Below are 20,128 nucleotides of genomic sequence, written 5' to 3' on the forward strand. Positions count from 1 at the left end.
CGCCGCCCGGCTTACTCTTCTTCCTCGAACGTCACGGCGACATCGCCATTGGCGCTCAACCGTACCGTGCCGTCGCTTTCGATGTCGGCGATCAGGCCCTGGCTGATATAATGATGATGCCCTTGATGCGATCCTTCTCCGCTGTCCTTCTTGGTCAGCTTGATACGGTCTCCGTCCATATGGTCGACGGTGCCGACATGCACGCCGTCCGCGCCGATGATTTCGGCATGTTCCTTGATCTGGCTAACATCAACCATCTTTACGCTCCTGTGCCGGGGGTGGCGTGTTCTGAACGCGCCGTAACCGCACGGGTTGCGCCCACCTTTTAAAGCGGAGCCGTCCCATGTCCCTTCTCAAAGCCTCCAAGGTCTATAAGCCGTTCGAATATCCATGGGCCTATGATTTCTGGAAGCGCCAGCAGCAGTTGCACTGGCTACCCGAAGAAGTGCCTTTGGGGGAGGATTGCCGCGACTGGGCGCAAAAGCTGTCCGACCATGAACGCAATCTGCTGACCCAGATCTTCCGCTTTTTCACCCAGGCGGACGTGGAAGTGCAGGATTGCTACCACGAAAAATATGGCCGCGTGTTCAAACCGACCGAGGTCAAGATGATGCTGACCGCGTTCAGCAACATGGAAACGGTCCACATCGCTGCCTATTCGCATCTGCTCGACACGATCGGCATGCCCGAAAGCGAATATAGCGCCTTCCTCCAATATAAGGAGATGAAGGACAAGCACGACTATCTGCAACAGTTCGGCGTCGACACGGACGAGGATATCGCCCGCACGCTGGCCATGTTCGGCGGCTTTACCGAGGGTTTGCAGCTCTTCGCTTCCTTCGCGATGCTGATGAACTTCCCGCGCTTCAACAAGATGAAGGGCATGGGCCAGATCGTCACCTGGTCGATCCGTGACGAAACCCTCCATTGCGAGGGGATCATCAAGCTGTTCCACGCCTTCTGCGCCGAACGCAACTGCCTGACCCCTGCGGTCAAGGACGACATCATGGACATGTGCCAGAAAACCGTGCGGATCGAGGATGCGTTCGTCGATCTCGTCTTCGAAATGGGTCCGGTCCCCGGCATGACGCCCAAGGACATCAAGAAATATGTCCGCTACATCGCCGACTGGCGGCTGGGCCAGTTGGGCCTCAAGCCCATCTACATGATCGACGAACATCCGCTGCCCTGGCTCGCGCCGATGCTGAACGGCGTGGAACATGCCAACTTCTTCGAAACCCGCTCGACCGAATATAGCAAGGGCGCGACACGCGGCCAGTGGAACGAAGTCTGGGACGCCTTCGACCGCCGCAAAACCCTCAAAACCCCTGCCGCCAACAGCGACGACACCGACCCGGACATGTTCAAGGCCGCGGGCATCGCGGCGGAGTAAGAGCGTCAGTTGACCAATTCCCGGCGAACGGACGCTCTTATTAAAGCGTCCGTTCGCCACGCTTCCTTAATCCCACTCGCTTATCCTCCACGCCATGATCTTCGGCGTTCGCCTCCGCTCGCTTTTTACCAGCCGCTGGATGGCGATCCTGTGGGCGATCCTCATTTGCCTTTCCGCGATCCAGTTTGTCGGGGCGGGTGACGACAAGGCGGGGCAGGGGCATAGCGCCGCCGCCGTCCCCGATGGCCTGACTGACCAGCAACGCGACGCGATCGCGCACGCGCTCTAATTCGATGGCACGACGCTACGGACCGTCTGTCCTCCTGCTGAACATGATGTTTTATTCCGTTCATGCAACAATCATGCATGGGCCGGGTTCTACGCTCATGAATATCGCAGATATAAGGAGCAGGAACCCATGACCCCCTTCATCAGGAAAGCGCTGACCGCCTTTTCGCTCGGCGCAATGACGCTGACCGGCATTGCTGCCACCCCCGTGCTGGCCCAGCCCGGTCGCGATGCACGCGAATGGCGGGATGATCGGCAGGACCGTCGTGAGGACCGGCGCGAAGATCGGCAGGATCGGCGCGACGATCGCCGCGATCAGCGTGCCGACCGCCGGGATGACAGGCGCGACGATCGTCGCGGCAATTATCGTCGCCCCGGCAAAGTCGTCTACAATTACGACTATAACCGCCCCGATCCACGCTATGGCCGCACCTATCGCCCGGATCGCTATTATCAGACCGGCTATGAACCGATCCGCGTTAATCGCCAGACCCGCATCTATCGCGGCAATGACGACCGCTATTATTGCCGCCGCTCGGATGGCACGACTGGCCTGATCGTGGGTGCAGCGCTCGGTGGCGTGCTGGGCAATCAGGTCGCGCGGGGCCAGTCCAACCTGCTTGGCACGCTAATTGGCGGCGGTGCAGGCGCGCTGCTGGGCCGTGAGATCGATCGCGGCGGGGTCAACTGCCGCTAACCAATATGGGCGGGCGGGCATATCCTTATGTCCGCCCGTCCCTTTCAGCACCAGGGATGGCGACGCCCGTCCCACGCACGCGCCAGCCCCTCATTCACCAGCATTACCCCGATCGATCGGCCGCCCCGCGTCACGATGCGCAAGGCCCGACCATAACGATCATTCCTCCGCTCGCCCGTCTCCAGCGAGAAAGCGCCATCATTCAGCAATGCCTGCAATCGCCGGGTCGCCTGCGCACCCAAGACGGCTTCCGATGCGCAGCCAGGCCCATGCGTTTCCGGCGTATCAATGTCCGCAATTCGGTATTTTACGCCGGAGAGCCTGAATGTGTCGCCATCCACCACGCAATTGCTCCCGCCGCCTGTGGGGCAATATCCAAATCGCGCGGAAATCGTGTCGAACGGGTTGGTGGAGTCGGATGCCAACGTCGGCGAGCGATCATATCGCCTGACCCATTCCGGCCCAACCCAGCCGATCAATAATGCAAGGCTGGACAGGCAACATAGGGCCGAGCCGCTGAGCCTGCGACTTTGCCCATATCGATAGGTGCGTCTTGCCATGGCGCGGCTTTAGCGGGCACCGAGCAGGTCGCGCGCTAAAGCCGATCCAGCTTCCCACCGGATCGGCGAGGTTCGCCAGCCATAAGGACGAACCGCTCGGAAAAGGGGATCGTTACACGACGCCAATATCACCGAAACGGAGCCGGTCGATCATCCCGCCGACCATGCCCCGCCGTCCGAATCTCAGTCTTCGTCGTCCTCGATCGGACTTAAGCCATCCATATCGTCATCGACATCTTCCGTTGGCCCCATGCCATCTTCTTCATCGTCCATCTGCGGCTCCCCGGCATAGGCGTCCATGTCGATCCGACCGGACTGGTTCATCGCGTTCATGGTTTCGACCAGATCGGGCGTATCGTCAGGGATGATCTGCGCCGGATTGGTCTTGCCGCCACGTTCGCTGGCTTCGCTCAGATCGGTCGCGCGATGGCGCGCATCGTCGGCGACATCCTGCGCCTGCGTGCCAGCGTCGGCCTGCTCGCTATTGTCTTCATTTTCATTCTCGCTGGCGGGGCGGTCCATGGCCTGTCTCCTTGATCGGGGTGTGCCTTCCCAACGGTTCGCCACGCGCGCCGTTCCCGGCAAAAGCGCTGGACAGCCGCTGGCCAAGGGGGCAAAGGCCGCGCGATCCTTTCGCAGTGCAGCAGGAATCCCTCATGTCTCGTCATCTTATCACCTCCGGCTCCCCTTTCGAGGCGCAGGTCGGTTATTCGCGCGCCGTCGTTCAGGGCGACTGGTGCTTCGTTGCGGGCACCACCGGAACCGACCCGGACACCAAAGAGATGCCCGATAGTGTCGTGGATCAGGGTGTCAACGCGCTCAAGGTCATCGGCAAGGCGCTCGACGAAGCGGGCTTTTCCTTTGCGGACGTGGTGCGCGTCACCTATTATATCACTGACGCGGCCTATTGGGACGATCTGGGTAAAGCGACCGCGCCGATCTTTGGCGACATCCGTCCGGCGGCCAGCTGCGTCGTCGTCGGGCTGGTCAAGCCGAATATGAAAATCGAAATCGAAGTCACCGCCTTCAAAGGCTAATACCAGGGATAAGTCGCCATGATTACCATGTTCGGCATTAAAAATTGCGATACGATCAAGAAGGCCCGCAATTGGCTGGACAATGAGCGTTTTGCCTACAATTTCCATGACTATAAAGTGTCCGGCGTGGACAAGGCCAAGCTGGAAGAATGGGTGATGGAACATGGTTGGGAAAATATTCTCAACCGGTCGGGCACCACGTTCAAGGCGCTGGATGCGGGCGATCGCGCGCACATCGATGCGGACAAGGCGATCCTGCTGATGCTGACCAACCCGTCGATGATCAAGCGACCGATCCTGGACACGGGCAAGGAAACGATCATCGGGTTCAAGGCGACGACGTACGAAAATGCACTGGCGGGCGTAAAGGCGTGAATGTCGGGAGCCTCGTCCGCTCCTGCCTGTTCCTGGCTGTCGCACTGGCCCCCATGGAAAGCGCAATGGCCCAGACTGCTCCCGCCCCCGGCTCCAACCCCATGCCCATCCTGATCGCCCATCGCGGCGCGAGCGGGGAGCGGCCCGAACATACGCTGGCCGCCTATGAACGGGCGATCGACGAGGGCGCGGACTTTATCGAACCGGATCTGGTCCTGACCAAGGATGGCGTGCTGGTCGCGCGGCATGAAAATGAGATTGGCGGCACCACCGACGTTGCCGAACATCCCGAATTTGCCGATCGCAAGACGACGAAGACGATCGACGGCGTCGCCATGACTGGCTGGTTCACCGAAGACTTCACCCTCGCTGAACTGCGCACGCTGCGCGCCCGTGAACGGCTGGCGGACCTGCGTCCGGCCAACAGCCGCTTCAATGATCTCTATCTGATCCCGACGTTCGAGGAGATATTGAAGCTGGTCCGCGCGAAGGAAGCCGAAGCGGGCAACCGCATCGGCATCTATCCCGAAACCAAGCATCCCGGCTATTTCGCTGGCATCGGCCTGCCGCATCAGGGGCCACTGCTCGATCTGCTCAGCCGCTATGGCTATCAGACCGAAGCCGATCCCATCTTCATCCAGTCCTTCGAAGTCGGCAATCTCAAGGCCATTCGTGCGGTTTCGCGCCTGCGCCTGATCCAGCTTGTCGATGCAAAGGGCGGCCCGGCCGATACGCCCGGCACCACCTATGCCGACATGCTGACGCTGCGCGGCCTGTCCAACATTGCCGAATATGCCGACGGCATCGGGCCATCGGTGGCGCAGGTGCTCGCCCCTGAAGGCCCGACCGCGCTTGTCGCCCGCGCGCACGACGCCAGGCTTGCAGTGCATGTGTGGACGCTGCGCATGGAAAACAGCTTCCTGCCCGAACAATATCAGCGTGCAGGCGACGTGCAGGGGCGGGGCGACTTTGCCAGCTATGTCCGCGCGGTCGCTGCGACCGGCGTCGATGGCCTTTTCAGCGACTTTCCAAAACAGGCAAAAGCTGCGCTGCGCGACTGGCCCTGACGCCGGGGGAAAGCGCGGGTATCACCTTGTCAAATGCATAGCTTAGGCGAATAACGGTCCCATGCTGTCCCAGAAGACCCGTTATGCCATCCGCGCGCTCCAACATCTTGCCGATCGCTACCGCCAGGGACCGGTGCCGCTGAACGAGATTGCCACGCGGCAGAATATCCCTGCCAAATTCCTGACGGTGATCCTGTCCGAATTGTCGCGCGAAGGGCTGGTCGCGACGCAGCGGGGGCGCGATGGCGGCTACTGGCTGGCGCTCGCCCCCGTCGATATCAGTTATGGCGATATCGTTCGGCTGACGCGCGGATCGCTGGCGCTCACCCCCTGCGCCAGCCGGTTCGCGCATGAAAGCTGCACCAACTGCCTGCCCGAATCGGAATGTCGCCTGCACCGCGTCATGCTGCGCGTGCGCGATGAAACCGCCCGCGTGCTCGACAGCATCAACCTGACCGAAACATTCGCCGCCGACAGTCTCGCCTGACGATCCCGGCTCCAACCCCTTGCGCCGCGCAGGCGCTTTCGCCACATCGGGGGCATGACCACGCCCCCGCTCAAAGCCACGCTGATCCCCGTCACGCCGCTCCAGCAGAATTGCACGCTGCTCTGGTGTACCCGCACGATGCGCGGCGCATTTGTCGATCCCGGCGGCGACCTGCCCGTGCTCAGGCAGGCCGCGCAGCAGCATGGTGTGACCATTGAAAAGCTGCTCGTCACGCATGGCCATATCGACCATTGCGGGCAAGCGGGTGTGCTGGCCAAGGAATTGGGCGTCCCGATCGAGGGGCCGCATGAGGATGACCGCTTCTGGATCGACCGGCTGCCCGCCGACGGCGCGCGCTGGGGTGTGCCGGGCGAAGTGTTCGAACCCGACCGCTGGCTGGTCGATGGGGATCAGGTCACGGTCGGAGATTTGACCTTCGACGTCATCCACTGTCCCGGCCATACGCCCGGCCATGTCGTGTTCCACCACGCACCCAGCAAGCTGGCGATCGTGGGCGACGTCCTGTTTCAGGGGTCGATCGGCCGCACCGACTTTCCGCGCGGCAATCATCAGGATTTGATCGATGCGATCACTGGCAAGCTATGGCCGCTGGGTGGCGACACCGCCTTTGTCCCCGGCCATGGCGCGATGAGCAATTTCGCCTATGAACGCCGCACCAACCCCTATGTCGCCGATTCGGTGCTGGGGTAGGGGCAGGGGTCAGACCTGCGCTGCCAGCGCCGGTGGCACGGGCATAGCACGCGTGGCGGTGTAAGCGATCGTCAGCGCTGCGATGCTCAACCCGGCCATGACGGCCCATGTCAGCAGCGCGCCACCCGCGCGCCATGCCGTAGGCTGGTCGGCGTCCATGCCGAACGCATGGGCGACCCGCGCCACGACATAGACCAGCGCCGCGATCCAAAGCCACAGCGACGCGCCGACCGCCATTTCAACCAGCGTAAACAGAATAAGGACGATCGGCGTATATTCGATGAAATTGGCATGCGCCCGCATCCGTCGTGCCAACAGCCTGTTGCCATCATCGCCATGCATCACCTTGTCCGAAATACGGATGCGCGCGCAGCGAGTCGCGATCCACAGGTTCAGCAATGCGCAGGCAGCGGCAAAGGTCAGCGTGATCGGCAACAGCATGAAAATCCCTTTCATTCGATCTGCCGCACCCTAGGCCGTCCGGTTCGCAGGGCAAGGAAGGACTTGCGCCCCGAACAAAAAGCGCTATAGGCGCAGGGCTTCGCGAACACCGGGCCGCATGGGTCTGCGGCGCCTGTGGCGTCTGCGTCTCCATCGGAAACCGGCGCTCGCACAACCAGATAATTTACGGAATAAGGTGCCGACATGGCTGTCCCCAAAAGGAAAACTTCTCCCTCGAAGCGCGGCATGCGTCGCAGCCACGATTCGCTGACCGTTGCAGCATTTCAGGAATGCTCCAACTGCGGCGAACTGAAGCGTCCCCACAATCTGTGCGACGCCTGCGGTCATTATAATGGCCGTGAAATCGTCGCCGTCGGGGCGTAACGATTTTCCGTTTCTCCGCGAAGGGGTAACATAAAAGTGTCCAGCCAACCGCGAATCGCAATCGACGCGATGGGCGGGGATGAAGGCGTGCGCGTGATGATGGCGGGTGTGGCGCTCGCCCGTCGCCGTCATGAAGGGCTGCTTTTCACCCTCTTCGGCGATGAAACGCGCATCAAAGCGGCGCTCGACCACCATCCGCATCTGCGGGCGGCGTCGGAAGTCGTCCATGCCGATACGGTCGTGGACGCGTCGGACAAGCCCAGCGTGGCGATCCGCAAGAAAAACAGCTCGATGAGCATGGCCATCGCGGCCGTCAAATTGGGCCAGGCGGGCGCTGCGGTGTCCGCTGGCAATACTGGTGCGCTGATGGCGATGGCAAAGGTCGCCTTGCGCACGATGCCGGGTGTCGATCGCCCCGCATTGGCGGCGATGCTGCCGACGCTCGGCGACAATGACGTCATCATGCTCGACCTGGGCGCCAACACCGAATGTGACGCCCGCAACCTCGTCCAGTTCGCGGTCATGGGCGCCGCTTATGCCCGCATCGCCTTCGACCTCGACCGGCCTCGCGTGCGGCTGCTCAACATCGGCACCGAAGAGCTGAAAGGCACCGAAGAAATTCGTGATGCCGCTGCCCTGCTGCGCGCTGCTGATACCCTGCCGCTGCGGTTCGAAGGTTTTACCGAGGGCGACAAGATCGGCAAGGGCGACACGGACGTCATCGTATGCGACGGCTTTTCCGGCAATGTCGCGCTCAAAACGGCGGAAGGCACCGCCCGCTTCGTGACCGACGTGCTGCGCAAGGCGTTTACCAGTTCGATCCGGTCCAAGATCGGCTTCCTGATCTCCAGGCCCGCGATGCACCTGCTCAAACATCATCTCGACCCCAATAATCACAATGGCGCGGTTTTCCTTGGCCTCAACGGCGTGGTCGTAAAAAGCCATGGCAGCGCGGATGAAAAGGGCGTGGCCAATGCGGTCCACGTTGCCGCGCGCCTGCTGGAGGAAGATATTACCCGCCGGATCGCCGCTGACATGGCCGGGATTGCGCAACTGTCCGCCGCCGCGTCCAGATTGGAGCAGCCCGCCAAGTGATCCGTCGTGCCATTCTTCTGGGTACAGGCTCGGCCCTGCCGGTGCGTGCCGTCAGCAATGCCGAACTCGCGCAGACCGTCGATACCAGCGACGAATGGATCGTCGAGCGGACCGGCATCCGCAACCGCTATATCGCGGGTGAAGGCGAAACCACCGCCAGCCTCGCCACCGACGCCGCACGTCGCGCGATCGAGGCGGCTGGCGTTACGGCGCAGGACATCGATCTCATCATCCTGGCTACCGCCACCCCTGACCAGACCTTCCCCGCCAGCGCCACCAAAGTGCAGGCAGCGCTCGGCATCGCCGACTGCGTCGCCTTCGACGTGGCGGCGGTCTGTTCGGGCTTCCTCTACGCCGTCACCGTCGCCGACAGCATGATCCGGTCCGGCGCAGCCAACCGCGCGCTGGTGATCGGCGCGGAAACATTCAGTCGTATCCTCGACTGGGACGATCGGGCAACCTGCGTGCTGTTCGGCGATGGCGCAGGCGCGGTTGTGCTGGGTGCGGACGAAACTACGGACGGCACGCGCGGCATATTGGCCGCCAAGCTGCATGCCGACGGTCGCCATAACCAGCTTCTCTATGTCGATGGCGGTCCTTCGACCACGCAGACCGTGGGCAAGCTGCGCATGAAGGGGCAGGAAGTGTTCCGGCACGCGGTCACCAACCTTGCCTCCGTGCTGAACGAAGTCATGGCGATGGCGGGCCTGTCTTCCGCCGACATCGACTGGCTGGTCCCGCATCAGGCCAATGCCCGCATCCTGGACGCCACAGCCCGCAAGCTGAAACTGTCGCCCGAACGCGTGGTGGTGACCGTCGATCAGCATGCCAATACGTCCGCCGCATCCGTGCCGCTGGCGTTGGACCTGGCCATGCGTGATGGCCGCATCAAGACAGGCGACCTTGTCGTGCTGGAAGCGATGGGTGGCGGCTTCACCTGGGGCGCGTGCGTTCTGCGGGTTTGATCCATATTGCGGTCAATCTTGCCAAAAGCCTGAAAATCCGACACATTCCGTCTGCATCGTCCATCGCGACGGTTTGCGGATAAAATCGGGGGCTGCTGATGACCGGAAATGACACTTTAACGCGCGCCGACCTCGCTGAAAGCGTCAACCGGCATGTCGGCCTGTCGCGGGCCGAGGCTGCTGCGCTGATCGAATCGATCCTCGATCATATGTCCGCTGCGCTTGAACGCGGTGAAAACGTCAAGATTTCCAGCTTCGGCACCTTCGTCCTGCGCGACAAGACGCAGCGTATGGGCCGCAACCCCAAGACCGGCGTCGAAGTCCCGATCGAACCCCGTCGCGTTCTCACCTTCCGCGCCAGTCAGACCATGCGCGAACGGATCGCGGGGCACTGATCGGCCGCAATTCTTCTCCCGCAAACGGGCGAAGACGGCTAGCCGAAGTTGGATGAGGGCAAGCGAGCCACAGGCTCGCGCCTGCTAAGCCAATCGCGCCACAATCTCCCGCGCTGCCTGGCTCACGTCATCCCATGTCACGGCAAACCCGGCATCATCGCCATAATAGGGATCGGCGACATCGCTGCCCTCGCGTCCTGGCACCACATCCATCAACAGCCCAAGCGTCGCCGTCGCGTTAGCAGGTCGGATGCGCCGCAAGTCGCGCAGATTGGCCGCGTCGAGCGCAAAGATATGGGTAAAGCGCGTAAAATCATCCACCGTCACCTGCCGCCCGCGATAGCCGCTAGTGTCGATCCCATGCATCAGAGCCACTGCCTGCGCGCGCGGGTCGGGCGGGCAATCGACATGCCAGTCGCCCGTCCCCGCCGAATCGACATGAAACGCCGCGCCTGCCTTCGCAGCTTCCGCCCGCAATGCAGCTTCGGCCAGCGGCGACCGGCAGATATTGCCCAGGCATATGAACAGGACCGACGGCGCGTCGCGCATCAATCCGCCGCCGCCGTCGACAGGCCGAGTCCCGGCACGCCGATGGACCGCTTGCCCGAAAAATCGGTACGCGCGACCACGACGCCCAGCTTTTCCATATAGTCTATCAACCGCCGCACCCGGCCCGGCGAACTGGTGCCATAGGCCCGTGCCAACAAAGCATCGTCGGGGCATGGCTGCCCCTGCATCGCGGCACGCGCGATCAGCAGGAAGGGGGCCAGCATATCCTCCGGCAGCGGCGCGGCCGCCTTCATCGCATCGGCCCAGCGCGGATCGTCGGCATCCGCCATCCCAGCCTGCGCCATGGCAAAGCGCTTGCGAAAAGCGGGCAGGTCGAGCGGCGGCTGCTTCAAACCCTTCATCCGGCACCGCACGCCAAAGTCCTGATACAGGTTCGCCACACTGGGGGTCGCATCGCCCAGATCGGCGACGATCTCATCCAGCACTGCGATCACCACCGGCTCGTTCTGGCCGAAGTCCAGTTCCGGCGCAGCGGGCCGGGCGGAGGGCGAATCGGCCAGCGCCCGGATGATCTCATCGACCGGGCGGGGCGGGGGATCGGCGCGTGGCGCGGCAACCGGCGCTGCATCGTCGTCAGCCCGCGCAAACAGCAGGTCCTGCAAATCCTCGCCCCGTGTCGTCGGTGGCGCCATCAGCTTGTGCGTGCCGCCGCGCGTGCTGGTCTGCACCGCGCCGATCTTCACCGCCACCGGACGGCGGCAGATCGCCGGGCCAAGCGCCAGAAAACGCCCGCGCTCCAGATCGCGAATCTGCTCCGCCTGCCGCCGCTCCATGCCCAACAGGTCAGCCGCGCGCGCCATGTCGATGTCCAGAAACGTGCGCCCCATCAGGAAGTTGGACGCTTCAGCGGCGACATTCTTGGCCAGCTTCGCCAGCCGCTGCGTCGCGATCACGCCAGCGAGGCCGCGCTTGCGGCCCCGGCACATCAGGTTGGTCATCGCGGCCAAGCTCAGCCGCCGCGCTTCGTCCGACACATCGCCTGCCGACACCGGCGCGAACATCTGCGCTTCGTCCACCACCACCAGCGCGGGATACCAATGGTCGCGGGGCGCATCGAACAGGGTGGACAGGAAGCTCGCCGCGCATTTCATCTGCGCTTCCAGCTCCAGACTTTCCAGACTGAGCACCACGGATGCGCGATGTTCGCGAATCCGCGCCGCCATCCGCACGATCTCCCGCTCGTCATAGTCGCCCGCGTCGATCACGACATGGCCATATCGATCCGCCAGCGTAACGAAGTCGCCCTCCGGGTCGATCACCACCTGCTGCACCATCGGCGCGCTTTCCTCCAGCAGTCGGCGCAGCAGATGCGATTTGCCCGACCCGCTATTGCCCTGAACAAGCAGGCGCGTGGCGAGCAGTTCCTCGACGTCGAGCAGCACGGCATTGCCGTTGCTGTCGGTTCCTATGCTGATGCTGGCGGTCACCTGCGTCCTTTGGCCTACCCGGTGGCATGGGCGCAAGCCGCTTTGGATGGCGTGAACGGTGGGGCGGTGGATTTCCTTGACCCATCCTCTGTTGCGATGCAGCATCCGCATATGGCCACGCTGACATCCTCCCCCTCCACCCCCGCGATCACGCAAAATCCAGACATCCGCTATCTGGGGCGGCTGCTGGGGGATGTCATCCGCGCCTATGGCGGGGAAAAGCTCTACAAGCAGACGGAATATATCCGCTCCGCTTCGGTCGATCGCGCGCGCGGGATTCAGGGCGCGGACGTTACCGATCCGGGCCTCGATGCGCTCAGTCTGGACGACACGCTGTCCTTCGTGCGCGGCTTCATGCTGTTTTCGATGCTCGCCAATCTGGCGGAAGATCGGCAGGGCGTCGCGGCGGAACCGGGGGCGGACGTCGCCTCCGTCCTGGCGCGCCTCGATTCGCACGGCGTCACGCGTGAGGCTGTGCTCGATATGCTGTCCCACAGCCTGATCGTACCTGTCCTGACCGCCCACCCGACCGAGGTGCGGCGCAAGAGCATGATCGATCACAAGAATCGCATCGCCGACCTGATGCTGCTCAAGGATGCGGGCAGGGTCGAAACCGACGATGGCGAAAATCTGGACGAAGCGATCTTCCGCCAGATCGCCCTGCTGTGGCAGACCCGCCCGCTGCGCCGCGAAAAACTGTTCGTCGCGGACGAGATCGACAATGTCCTCGCCTATTTCCGCGACACTTTCCTGCCTGTCCTGCCTGCTCTCTATGCGCGCTGGGAACGGGTGCTGGAGGCCCGCCCGCCCAGTTTCCTGCGCGTGGGGTCGTGGATCGGCGGGGACCGCGACGGCAATCCCTTCGTTCAGGCGCCCCAGTTGGAACATGCGCTAAAGCGCGGCTGTCAGGCAGCGCTGGCCTATTATCTCGAAGCATTGCATGCGCTGGGCGCGGAACTCTCCCTCTCGACCGAACTTGCCCATGTGCCCCAGGCCGTTCTCGATCTGGCGGAGGCCAGCGGCGACGCATCGCCCAGTCGGCAGGACGAACCCTATCGCCGCGCGATTTCCGGCATCTACGCCCGACTCGCCGCCACCTGCACCGCGCTGACCGGGGGCGAGCCTGCCCGTCCGTCGTCGCTCAAGGGCGAAGCCTATGCCACGCCGCATGATTTCCGCCGCGACCTCGTCATCGTGGCGCAGGGGCTGGCGAGCGAAGGCGATGGCGCGCTGGCGTCCGGCGGCGCGCTCGGTCGCCTGATCCGCGCGGTGGAAACGTTCGGCTTCCACCTCGCCACGCTCGACATGCGGCAAAATAGCGACGTGCATGAACGCGTCGTCGCCGAATTGCTGAAAGTCGCCGGCGTCGAAGCCGATTATGCCGCGCTGGACGAATATGCCCGCATCGCCCTGCTGCGCAAGGAACTGGCCAGCAACCGCCCGCTTGGTTCACGCTTTTCCGACTATTCCGAAGAAACAGCGTCCGAACTGGCGATTGTCCATGCCGCCGCACAGGCGCATCGCACCTACGGGCCGCAATGCATCACCCATTATATCATTTCCAAAGCCGAAAGCGTGTCCGACATGCTGGAGGTCAACATCCTGCTCAAGGAAGCGGGCCTGTGGCGCGCAGGCGAAGATGGCGGCCCACCCCAGGCCGCGATCATGTCGATCCCTTTGTTCGAAACCATCGCCGATCTGGAATCCGCCCCCGCGATCATGACCGCTTATTTCGGCCTGCCAGAAATTGCGGGCATCGTGCAGGCGCGGGGCCATCAGGAAGTGATGATCGGCTATTCGGACAGCAACAAGGATGGCGGCTACATCACTTCGACCTGGAGCCTCTACAAGGCCAGCCAGGCGCTTGCCCCCGTCTTCGCCGATGCAGGCGCGGCGATGCAGTTGTTCCATGGCCGGGGCGGCGCGGTCGGGCGAGGTGGCGGCTCCGCCTTCGCCGCCATTCAGGCGCAGCCACACGGCACGGTGCAGGGGCGCATCCGCATCACCGAACAGGGTGAAATGATCGCCGCGAAATTCGGTTCGCGCGACGTTGCGATGACCAATCTGGAGTCAATGACCAGCGCGACGCTGCTCGCCAGTCTGGAACCGGAAATTCTGTCGGAACGGGACAGCGCCCGCTTCACGACGGCGATGGACAGCCTGTCGCACAGCGCCTTCACCGCCTATCGCGACCTCGTCTATGGCACCGAAGGGTTCAAGGATTTCTTCCGCCAGCTCACCCCGATTCAGGAAATTTCCGGCCTCAAGATCGGCTCCCGCCCCGCCAGCCGCACCAAAAGCACGGCGATCGAGGATTTGCGCGCCATCCCATGGGTGTTCAGCTGGGCGCAGGCGCGCGTCATGCTGCCCGGCTGGTATGGCGTGGGCCATGCGCTGAGCGCGTTCGAGGACAAGGCGTTGCTGGCCGACATGGCGCAAAGCTGGCCTTTCCTCAAATCCGCGCTCGCCAATCTCGAAATGGTGCTGGCCAAATCCGACCTGGGCATCGCCGCCCAATATCTGCCGCTGGTGGACGATCAGGCACTGGCGCAATCCCTGTTCGGCCGTATTCGTGAAGGCTGGGGGCAGGCGCATGACGGCCTGCTGTCCGTCACCGGCCAATCCCGCCTGCTCGAACGCAGCCCGACGCTGGAAACCTCCATCCGGCTACGTCTGCCCTATATCGAACCGCTCAACCTGCTTCAGGTCGAACTCCTCAAACGCCATCGCGCAGGCGAAGACGATCCGCGCATCAAGGAAGGCATCGAACTGTCGATCAACGCCATCGCGACGGCGTTGAGGAATAGCGGATAAAGTGACTCCACGGCCACTCTAACCACGTCACCCCGGACTTGATCCGGGGTCCCGCTGGTCGTCATTCTGCTACAATGGATCAGGAGCGACAGGGCGGGTGGGTTTACATCATGGCCGATCGGTATCGTGGCACCATGTACGTCGGTGTGACCTCCCATCTCGCCTTGCGTGTTCGCCAACATCGGTCAGGGAATGGTTCGGACTTTGCCAGCGATATGGGCTGAACCGGCTTGTCTGGGCAGAACATGGCGCTGATATTTCGGCGTGCATAAGCCATGAAAAACGAGTCAAGCGCTGGCGACGACAGTGGAAATTCGACCTTATAGAAAGAGGCAATCCTGACTGGAATGACTTGTCCGCACTGCTGGTGTGAAAAATAGCGGGACCCCGGATCAAGTCCGGGGTGACAGAAGGAGGTGCTTTATGCCTCCCTTCACACCAACCCCAGCTTCGTCAATTCCCCCAGCATCGCCACCGGCATCGCGTCCATATCGTCCGCTTCGCCCGCGCCCAGATCGGGCGGCGCGTCCTTTTCGCTCAGATAGCGCCATCCCTGATGCGCGCGCTTTGGCGCCGCCCGCACCGGGATCAGGCGCGGTTCCAGCCTGATCCAGTGTCGCCCCTGTCCGGTTTCGGCAAAACCGATGATCGGACTGCGCCCCACGATCATATGCGCGTGAATCCAGTAAAGCGAGCCGCCCGCCATTTCCTCCACCCGCTTGGGCAGGTAGCGCGTCGTCAACCGTGCCTCGCCATCATGGCTTTCCAGCCAGGCGCGCAGGGTGGCCGGGCTTTCGCTTCGAAACGCGATCTTGGTCATGTGCAGCGGCATCATCGCCATGTGGGCATCGCGCCCACGCCGTTCAACGCAGGAACAGCGTCGCCAGTCCCAGAAAACTCAGGAAGCCCAGTGAGTCGGTCATCATCGTCACGAATACCGCCGACGACACAGCCGGGTCGATATCATGCCGGTCCAGCGTCACCGGCACCAGCACACCCGCCAGACCCGCGACCATATTGTTCGTCAGGATCGCCGTTCCAAATACCAGCGACAGGTCGAGCCGCCCGTAGATGATATAGGAACCGATGCCGATCAGCGTGCCAAGCGTCACGCCGTTGGTTGCAGCGATGCGGAATTCCCGGCCGATCATGCGTGCGGTGTTGGAACTGGTCAACTGGTTGGTGGCCAGCGCGCGGACCACCACGGCCAGCGTCTGCGTCCCTGCATTGCCGCCCATGCCGGACACGATGCCCATCAACGCGGCCAGCACGGCGAATTTTTCGATCGTGCCTTCAAACAGGCCCACGACCGACGCGGCGAACATTGCCGTCCCCAGATTGACGACCAGCCAGATCAGCCGCGCGCGCACCGTCATCATGATCGGTTCGTTGATGTCGCCTTCGCCTGCACCCGACAGGCGCAGGATATCTTCGCCCGCTTCCTCGGAAATGATGTGGACGACGTCATCGACGGTAATCATGCCGACCAGCCGCCCGCTCGAATCCACCACGGCGGCGGAAATCAGCGCATATTTCTGGAAACGCAGCGCGACTTCTTCTTGGTCCATGTCGACCGGGATCAGCGTCTGTTCCCGCTTCATCAGGTCGGCCATGGCAATCGCGCGCGGGCAGGTCAGTATCCAGCTCAACTGGCAATAACCGATCGGCCGGTGCAGCGCATCGACGACATAGATTTCCCAGAAATCGCGGGTCAGATCGTCATTGTCGCGCAGATAGTCGATGACCTGGCCCACGGTCATATGTTCGGGCACCGCGACCAGATCGCGCTGCATCAGACGACCGGCGGATTCTTCCGGGTAGGACAGCGCGCTTTCGATCGCGGCGCGATCTTCCGGGTCGAGCGCGTCGAGCACGGCCTGCTGGTCGGCCTGCTCCATATCCTCGATCATCGCGACGGCGTCGTCGGTGTCGAGTTCGGCGGCGAACTCCGCGACCTGCTGCGGCGCCAGATCGCCGATCAGGTCGTCGCGGACATAATCGTTGAGTTCCGAGAGCACTTCCGCGCCGACCAGATCGCCCAGCGCAGCGGCGACGGCGCCACGACGGTCGGCCGGGGTCAGTTCCAGAAGGTCGGCAATGTCGGCAGGATGCAGCGGCGATACCAACTCGCGCGCACGATCGCGGTTGCCATCTTCCACCGCGTCGAGCACGGCGGACAGGAATTCAGGTTTCAGCCGATCGTCTTCGTCCCGGCTGGCGTCAACCGGGTCGATAGGCGTTCCTTCAGTGTCGGCCCCGTGCGTCAGGGGTTCGGCAAATTCGCCGCGATCGCTCATGGCGCGCCCTACTGTCCGGTTCCTGTAACATTGCGCTGCTTTCGCTCATGCACCATGGAATTGCAATGGGGCGATGGCGCTGCCGCACCGCTTGGCCACAAGAAACTTCCATCCCGATCCCAAGCCCCTATATGGGGGCATCAACCCCTACTCCATGGAGGATGCCCTATGGCCGAAGAAACGCTTACCCTTTCCCTCGACAGCGGCGGCGATGTCGTCATCAAGCTGCGTCCCGACCTGGCACCCGGCCATGTCGAACGCATCACCAGCCTTGCCAAGGAAGGCTTTTACGACGGCGTCGTGTTCCACCGCGTCATCCCCGGCTTCATGGCGCAGGGCGGTGATCCGACCGGCACTGGCATGGGCGGGTCCAAGCAGCCCGACATCAAGGCGGAATTCAGCCGTGAAAAGCATGTGCGCGGCGTCTGCTCGATGGCCCGTTCGTCCAACCCGAACAGCGCCAACAGCCAGTTCTTCATCTGCTTTGACGATGCGACCTTCCTCGACGGTCAGTATACCGTCTGGGGCGAAGTGACGTCGGGCATGGAACATGTCGACGCCCTGCCAAAGGGCGAGCCGCCCAAGACGCCCGGCAAGATCGTCACCGCGACCGTTTCCTGACCTTCATCCTCCCCTGAAAAGGGGAGGGGGACCACGAAGTAGTGGAGGGGTGTCACCCTAGCTAAACGGTGACACCCCTCCGTCTGGCTACGCCAGCCACCTCCCCTTGCAGGGGAGGATCTAGAGGTGGATATTGTTTGGGTTAGTGCATCGACCCAATCACCGACCGCTCCTTTTCCCGCCGTCGGTGGCCATCCCATCCGTCGCGGACAGGGTGCCAATCGTTTCATTGCTGCCTACCGTACTGGTTTCCACAGGCACCACATAGGGTCCGATCGATTCGATATGCCACCGCCGCGCTTCCGCGCTGGACCCCGGCACATCATTGACCCGGCGCAACGTCACCTGACGCAGCGCATACCATGGCCTGTTGTTGGCTGCGATGCGGCCGTAAATCTGCACCGGCACCGTGACATAGAGCGATCCTGCCGCGCCCTCAGCTTCGGAAGGCGCGCCCACATTGGCGTGGATTTCGCTAAAACCCCGGAACCGCGCAACGAAATGCGCGTCGTCCTGCGATCCGATCGCGCTGCTCTGGTTCCACAAATCCTGCGCTTCGACAAAGCGCTTCTCTTCCAGCAGGCCATAATAGCCCTGCACGATCTGTGCCGCGCCCTGCGCACTATCCGGCTGGATCGCGCCTTCGACAAGCGGCGTACGGTCATCCGGCAGGCCGCCGGGCGTGCCGGGGGCAGGGGGCTTGAGCGGCTCCATCACCGCCATCGCTTCGGCCCGCACGTTATTTTCCACCTGCACGGCGTTGGCGCCGTTGGCGATATTGTCGATGGCGCTCTCCTCCCGCCCGTCGCACGCGGCGATGAGCAGGAGGGGGACGAAGGCAAGTGCCTGGAAATTACCCCGCATCAGTTCGGACGTTCCTGACGGTTTGCGCCGGGAGTCCGCGACCGGACGGGCCGCTCTGCCCGCGAACCAGGGTTCGATCGCGCGCCCCAGTCCCGTTGCGGCCGTTGCTGGTTCATGCCGGGTTGCCCTTGCCCCTGCGGCTGACGCAGACCCGGTTGCGGCGTGGGGCGCACGCCATCATTGCCACGCCAGTTTCCACGTCCGCGATTGCCTTCCACGCCCTGCTGAGGGCGGGGACGGTTGGTCCAGTTGCCATTGCCAGGCTGCCCGTCGCGGTCACGACCACGCCATTGCTGCCCATTGCCCTGACCGTCCGGTCGCTGCCCACGCTGCCCGTCCCAGCGCTGCTGGCCATCGCGCCGTCCGTCCCGCTGGCCATTCCAGCGGCGGCCATCATCGCGCCGTTCCGCCCGGCGGCCTTCCCAATAGCGACGCTGGCCATCGTTCCAGCGCTGACGCCGTCCGCCCCGATCGTAGACATAATATCCGCTGCCGGGATAATAATAATTGTCGTACCAGCCATTATAGACGCCCGACGGATAGTAGCCGCCGCCGCCATAATAGGCGTCGTCATAATAGCCACCGCCGCCATAATAGCCGGTGCCCACGCTCACGCCGCCATAACCATAGCCATCGTCATAGGCGCAACCACCCAATGCAAGGGCGCTTGCCAGGCCGATTGCGGCCAACATTCTGTTCCGGATGCCCGTCATCGCACATCTCCTTTTTATCCGTCTGATGTCAGGCGTAACGCGCGATGGTTGAATTGGTTGTGAATGGATTATCGTCCGCCCGCCAGCGTTTATCGCAGGTTCAGCTTCGCATAGTTTCGTTCATCCCACTGACAGAAACCGTGCTTTTCCCGTCACATAACTGGCTGTTTGCCGATTTTGACGATCCAGCGGCGCAACCTTACGCACGGTCCGGTCATTGTCATAGCGTCGATACGAGGCGCTTTGAGCGCTCGCTTCGATCCGGCGGTTTCCAAACCGCTCATTTTATATCAACGAAGAATAAGGGTCTTATCCATGAAGACACTGCTTTTCACGGCGGCCGTTGCCGCGTCCCTGTTGCCTGCAGCCGTTCTGGCGCAGGACACGGGCGCCACGAGCCGTATCGAGCCTTATGTCGGCGTCATGGGCGGCGTACATAATTTCGACAGCGAAACCGGCAAGGAGGGCATCCCACCCGTCGGCTACAAGGGCCGCATGGTCGAAGGCGTCGCGGGCGTGAACTATAATGTCGCCGGTCCTTTGATCGTCGGCGTTGAAGGCTCTGCGTCCAAGGGTGTGTCTGGCGACATCGATTGGGAATATGGCGCGGCTGGCCGCGTCGGGGTCAAGGCCGGCAAGGACAGCATGATCTTTGGCAAGGTCGGCTATAAATGGGTTAATTTCGACGCGCTTGGTCCCGACAGCCGCGATTATCACGGCACGACCTATGGCGCAGGCGTCGAGCTTTCGCCTGCTGACATGGGTGGTTCGGCCCAGAGCAGCAACATCCGTCTGCGGGTGCAGGCCGACACGATGGGCAATTTCCGTTCGATCCGCCCAATGGCCGGTGTCGTCGCAAAATTCTAACGCATTAGGGGCGGGTGGGTCTACGCGATCTGCCCATCCCAACTCGGTCATCCCGCATCA

The 20,128-nt window shown here is 62.7% G+C and carries 25 protein-coding genes and 1 pseudogene; 16 read left to right on the plus strand and 10 right to left on the minus strand.

The window, feature by feature from the left end; all coding sequences use genetic code 11:
- Positions 1 to 11: 11 nt before the first annotated feature.
- Positions 12 to 257, minus strand: coding sequence for a DUF2171 domain-containing protein (locus tag WA070_RS04550; protein WP_422632968.1), 246 nt, complete (start codon positions 255 to 257; stop codon positions 12 to 14).
- Between the two features lie 86 nt (positions 258 to 343).
- Here WA070_RS04550 and WA070_RS04555 point away from each other — a divergent pair, with 86 nt between their 5' ends.
- The 3 genes from WA070_RS04555 (at position 344) to WA070_RS04565 (ending at position 2,378) form a co-directional block, all read left to right on the plus strand.
- Positions 344 to 1,393: a ribonucleotide-diphosphate reductase subunit beta gene (locus WA070_RS04555; protein ID WP_422632969.1), complete on the plus strand. Its 1,050-nt coding sequence runs from the start codon at positions 344 to 346 to the stop codon at positions 1,391 to 1,393.
- 94 nt (positions 1,394 to 1,487) lie between these two features.
- Positions 1,488 to 1,682 carry a hypothetical protein gene (locus tag WA070_RS04560; protein ID WP_422632970.1) on the plus strand — a complete coding sequence of 65 codons (195 nt, stop codon included), beginning with the start codon at positions 1,488 to 1,490 and terminating at the stop codon, positions 1,680 to 1,682.
- Between the two features lie 129 nt (positions 1,683 to 1,811).
- The gene (locus WA070_RS04565) at positions 1,812 to 2,378 is read left to right on the plus strand and encodes a glycine zipper 2TM domain-containing protein (protein WP_422632971.1); all 567 of its coding nucleotides are present in this window, start codon (positions 1,812 to 1,814) and stop codon (positions 2,376 to 2,378) included.
- A gap of 44 nt (positions 2,379 to 2,422) precedes the next feature.
- Here WA070_RS04565 and WA070_RS04570 read toward each other — a convergent pair whose 3' ends face one another.
- Together WA070_RS04570 and WA070_RS04575 are read right to left on the minus strand one after the other, a co-directional pair.
- Positions 2,423 to 2,938 (minus strand): thermonuclease family protein, encoded by a 516-nt coding sequence (locus tag WA070_RS04570; RefSeq protein WP_422632972.1) that lies wholly within the window; start codon positions 2,936 to 2,938, stop codon positions 2,423 to 2,425.
- 183 nt (positions 2,939 to 3,121) lie between these two features.
- A complete protein-coding gene (locus WA070_RS04575; protein WP_422632973.1) occupies positions 3,122 to 3,460 on the minus strand; it encodes a hypothetical protein in 339 nt (112 codons plus the stop codon).
- A gap of 134 nt (positions 3,461 to 3,594) precedes the next feature.
- Between WA070_RS04575 and WA070_RS04580 the strand changes: the two genes are divergently transcribed.
- The 5 genes from WA070_RS04580 (at position 3,595) to WA070_RS04600 (ending at position 6,615) form a co-directional block, all read left to right on the plus strand.
- Positions 3,595 to 3,975, plus strand: coding sequence for a RidA family protein (locus WA070_RS04580; RefSeq protein WP_422632974.1), 381 nt, complete (start codon positions 3,595 to 3,597; stop codon positions 3,973 to 3,975).
- Positions 3,976 to 3,993: 18 nt separating this feature from the next.
- A complete protein-coding gene (locus tag WA070_RS04585) occupies positions 3,994 to 4,350 on the plus strand; it encodes an ArsC family reductase (protein WP_422632975.1) in 357 nt (118 codons plus the stop codon).
- Positions 4,351 to 4,415: 65 nt separating this feature from the next.
- A complete protein-coding gene (locus tag WA070_RS04590) occupies positions 4,416 to 5,417 on the plus strand; it encodes a glycerophosphodiester phosphodiesterase (protein WP_422632976.1) in 1,002 nt (333 codons plus the stop codon).
- Positions 5,418 to 5,478: 61 nt separating this feature from the next.
- A complete protein-coding gene (locus tag WA070_RS04595) occupies positions 5,479 to 5,904 on the plus strand; it encodes an RrF2 family transcriptional regulator (protein WP_422632977.1) in 426 nt (141 codons plus the stop codon).
- 54 nt (positions 5,905 to 5,958) lie between these two features.
- A complete protein-coding gene (locus tag WA070_RS04600) occupies positions 5,959 to 6,615 on the plus strand; it encodes an MBL fold metallo-hydrolase (RefSeq protein ID WP_422632978.1) in 657 nt (218 codons plus the stop codon).
- A gap of 9 nt (positions 6,616 to 6,624) precedes the next feature.
- On the opposite strand, the gene WA070_RS04605 is transcribed toward WA070_RS04600, so the two are convergent.
- The gene (locus WA070_RS04605) at positions 6,625 to 7,056 is read right to left on the minus strand and encodes an MAPEG family protein (protein ID WP_422633062.1); all 432 of its coding nucleotides are present in this window, start codon (positions 7,054 to 7,056) and stop codon (positions 6,625 to 6,627) included.
- A 204-nt stretch (positions 7,057 to 7,260) separates the two neighbouring features.
- Here WA070_RS04605 and rpmF point away from each other — a divergent pair, with 204 nt between their 5' ends.
- The 4 genes from rpmF (at position 7,261) to WA070_RS04625 (ending at position 9,895) form a co-directional block, all read left to right on the plus strand.
- Positions 7,261 to 7,440, plus strand: a complete 180-nt coding sequence (rpmF, locus tag WA070_RS04610) for a 50S ribosomal protein L32 (RefSeq protein ID WP_422632979.1) — start codon at positions 7,261 to 7,263, stop codon at positions 7,438 to 7,440.
- A gap of 69 nt (positions 7,441 to 7,509) precedes the next feature.
- Positions 7,510 to 8,535: a phosphate acyltransferase PlsX gene (plsX, locus tag WA070_RS04615; protein ID WP_422633063.1), complete on the plus strand. Its 1,026-nt coding sequence runs from the start codon at positions 7,510 to 7,512 to the stop codon at positions 8,533 to 8,535.
- Complete coding sequence (locus tag WA070_RS04620) at positions 8,532 to 9,500, plus strand: beta-ketoacyl-ACP synthase III (RefSeq protein WP_422632980.1); 969 nt, start codon at positions 8,532 to 8,534, stop codon at positions 9,498 to 9,500. Before plsX ends, WA070_RS04620 begins: the two co-directional genes overlap by 4 nt.
- A 98-nt stretch (positions 9,501 to 9,598) precedes the next feature.
- Positions 9,599 to 9,895, plus strand: a complete 297-nt coding sequence (locus WA070_RS04625; RefSeq protein WP_422632981.1) for an integration host factor subunit alpha — start codon at positions 9,599 to 9,601, stop codon at positions 9,893 to 9,895.
- Positions 9,896 to 9,979: 84 nt separating this feature from the next.
- Here WA070_RS04625 and WA070_RS04630 read toward each other — a convergent pair whose 3' ends face one another.
- Both WA070_RS04630 and WA070_RS04635 read right to left on the minus strand, forming a co-directional pair.
- Positions 9,980 to 10,444 carry a low molecular weight protein-tyrosine-phosphatase gene (locus WA070_RS04630; protein WP_422632982.1) on the minus strand — a complete coding sequence of 155 codons (465 nt, stop codon included), beginning with the start codon at positions 10,442 to 10,444 and terminating at the stop codon, positions 9,980 to 9,982.
- Positions 10,444 to 11,892, minus strand: coding sequence for a helicase HerA domain-containing protein (locus WA070_RS04635; RefSeq protein ID WP_422632983.1), 1,449 nt, complete (start codon positions 11,890 to 11,892; stop codon positions 10,444 to 10,446). Before WA070_RS04635 ends, WA070_RS04630 begins: the two co-directional genes overlap by 1 nt.
- Positions 11,893 to 12,003: 111 nt before the next feature.
- Between WA070_RS04635 and ppc the strand changes: the two genes are divergently transcribed.
- On the plus strand, positions 12,004 to 14,706 hold the full coding sequence (gene ppc / locus WA070_RS04640) for a phosphoenolpyruvate carboxylase (RefSeq protein WP_422632984.1): 2,703 nt from the start codon (positions 12,004 to 12,006) through the stop codon (positions 14,704 to 14,706).
- Positions 14,707 to 14,780: 74 nt separating this feature from the next.
- Positions 14,781 to 15,079, plus strand: a pseudogene (locus tag WA070_RS04645) (GIY-YIG nuclease family protein).
- Between the two features lie 60 nt (positions 15,080 to 15,139).
- On the opposite strand, the gene WA070_RS04650 reads toward WA070_RS04645, so the two are convergent.
- Both WA070_RS04650 and mgtE read right to left on the minus strand, forming a co-directional pair.
- Positions 15,140 to 15,538, minus strand: coding sequence for a DUF1489 family protein (locus WA070_RS04650; RefSeq protein WP_422633064.1), 399 nt, complete (start codon positions 15,536 to 15,538; stop codon positions 15,140 to 15,142).
- A gap of 31 nt (positions 15,539 to 15,569) precedes the next feature.
- Positions 15,570 to 17,003 carry a magnesium transporter gene (mgtE, locus tag WA070_RS04655; RefSeq protein WP_422632985.1) on the minus strand — a complete coding sequence of 478 codons (1,434 nt, stop codon included), beginning with the start codon at positions 17,001 to 17,003 and terminating at the stop codon, positions 15,570 to 15,572.
- Between the two features lie 168 nt (positions 17,004 to 17,171).
- Between mgtE and WA070_RS04660 the strand changes: the two genes are divergently transcribed.
- Positions 17,172 to 17,624: a peptidylprolyl isomerase gene (locus WA070_RS04660; RefSeq protein WP_422632986.1), complete on the plus strand. Its 453-nt coding sequence runs from the start codon at positions 17,172 to 17,174 to the stop codon at positions 17,622 to 17,624.
- Positions 17,625 to 17,783: 159 nt separating this feature from the next.
- On the opposite strand, the gene WA070_RS04665 is transcribed toward WA070_RS04660, so the two are convergent.
- Positions 17,784 to 18,488 (minus strand): hypothetical protein, encoded by a 705-nt coding sequence (locus tag WA070_RS04665; RefSeq protein ID WP_422632987.1) that lies wholly within the window; start codon positions 18,486 to 18,488, stop codon positions 17,784 to 17,786.
- On the minus strand, positions 18,488 to 19,201 hold the full coding sequence (locus WA070_RS04670; protein ID WP_422632988.1) for a peptidase: 714 nt from the start codon (positions 19,199 to 19,201) through the stop codon (positions 18,488 to 18,490). The genes WA070_RS04665 and WA070_RS04670 overlap by 1 nt, the downstream gene beginning before the upstream one ends.
- Before the next feature lie 315 nt (positions 19,202 to 19,516).
- On the opposite strand from WA070_RS04670, the gene WA070_RS04675 reads away from it, so the two are divergent.
- Positions 19,517 to 20,068: an outer membrane protein gene (locus tag WA070_RS04675; RefSeq protein ID WP_422632989.1), complete on the plus strand. Its 552-nt coding sequence runs from the start codon at positions 19,517 to 19,519 to the stop codon at positions 20,066 to 20,068.
- The last annotated feature ends 60 nt before the right edge of the window (positions 20,069 to 20,128 follow it).

The sequence above is a fragment of the Sphingobium sp. genome (assembly GCF_049304695.1).
Lineage (GTDB): Bacteria > Pseudomonadota > Alphaproteobacteria > Sphingomonadales > Sphingomonadaceae > Sphingobium.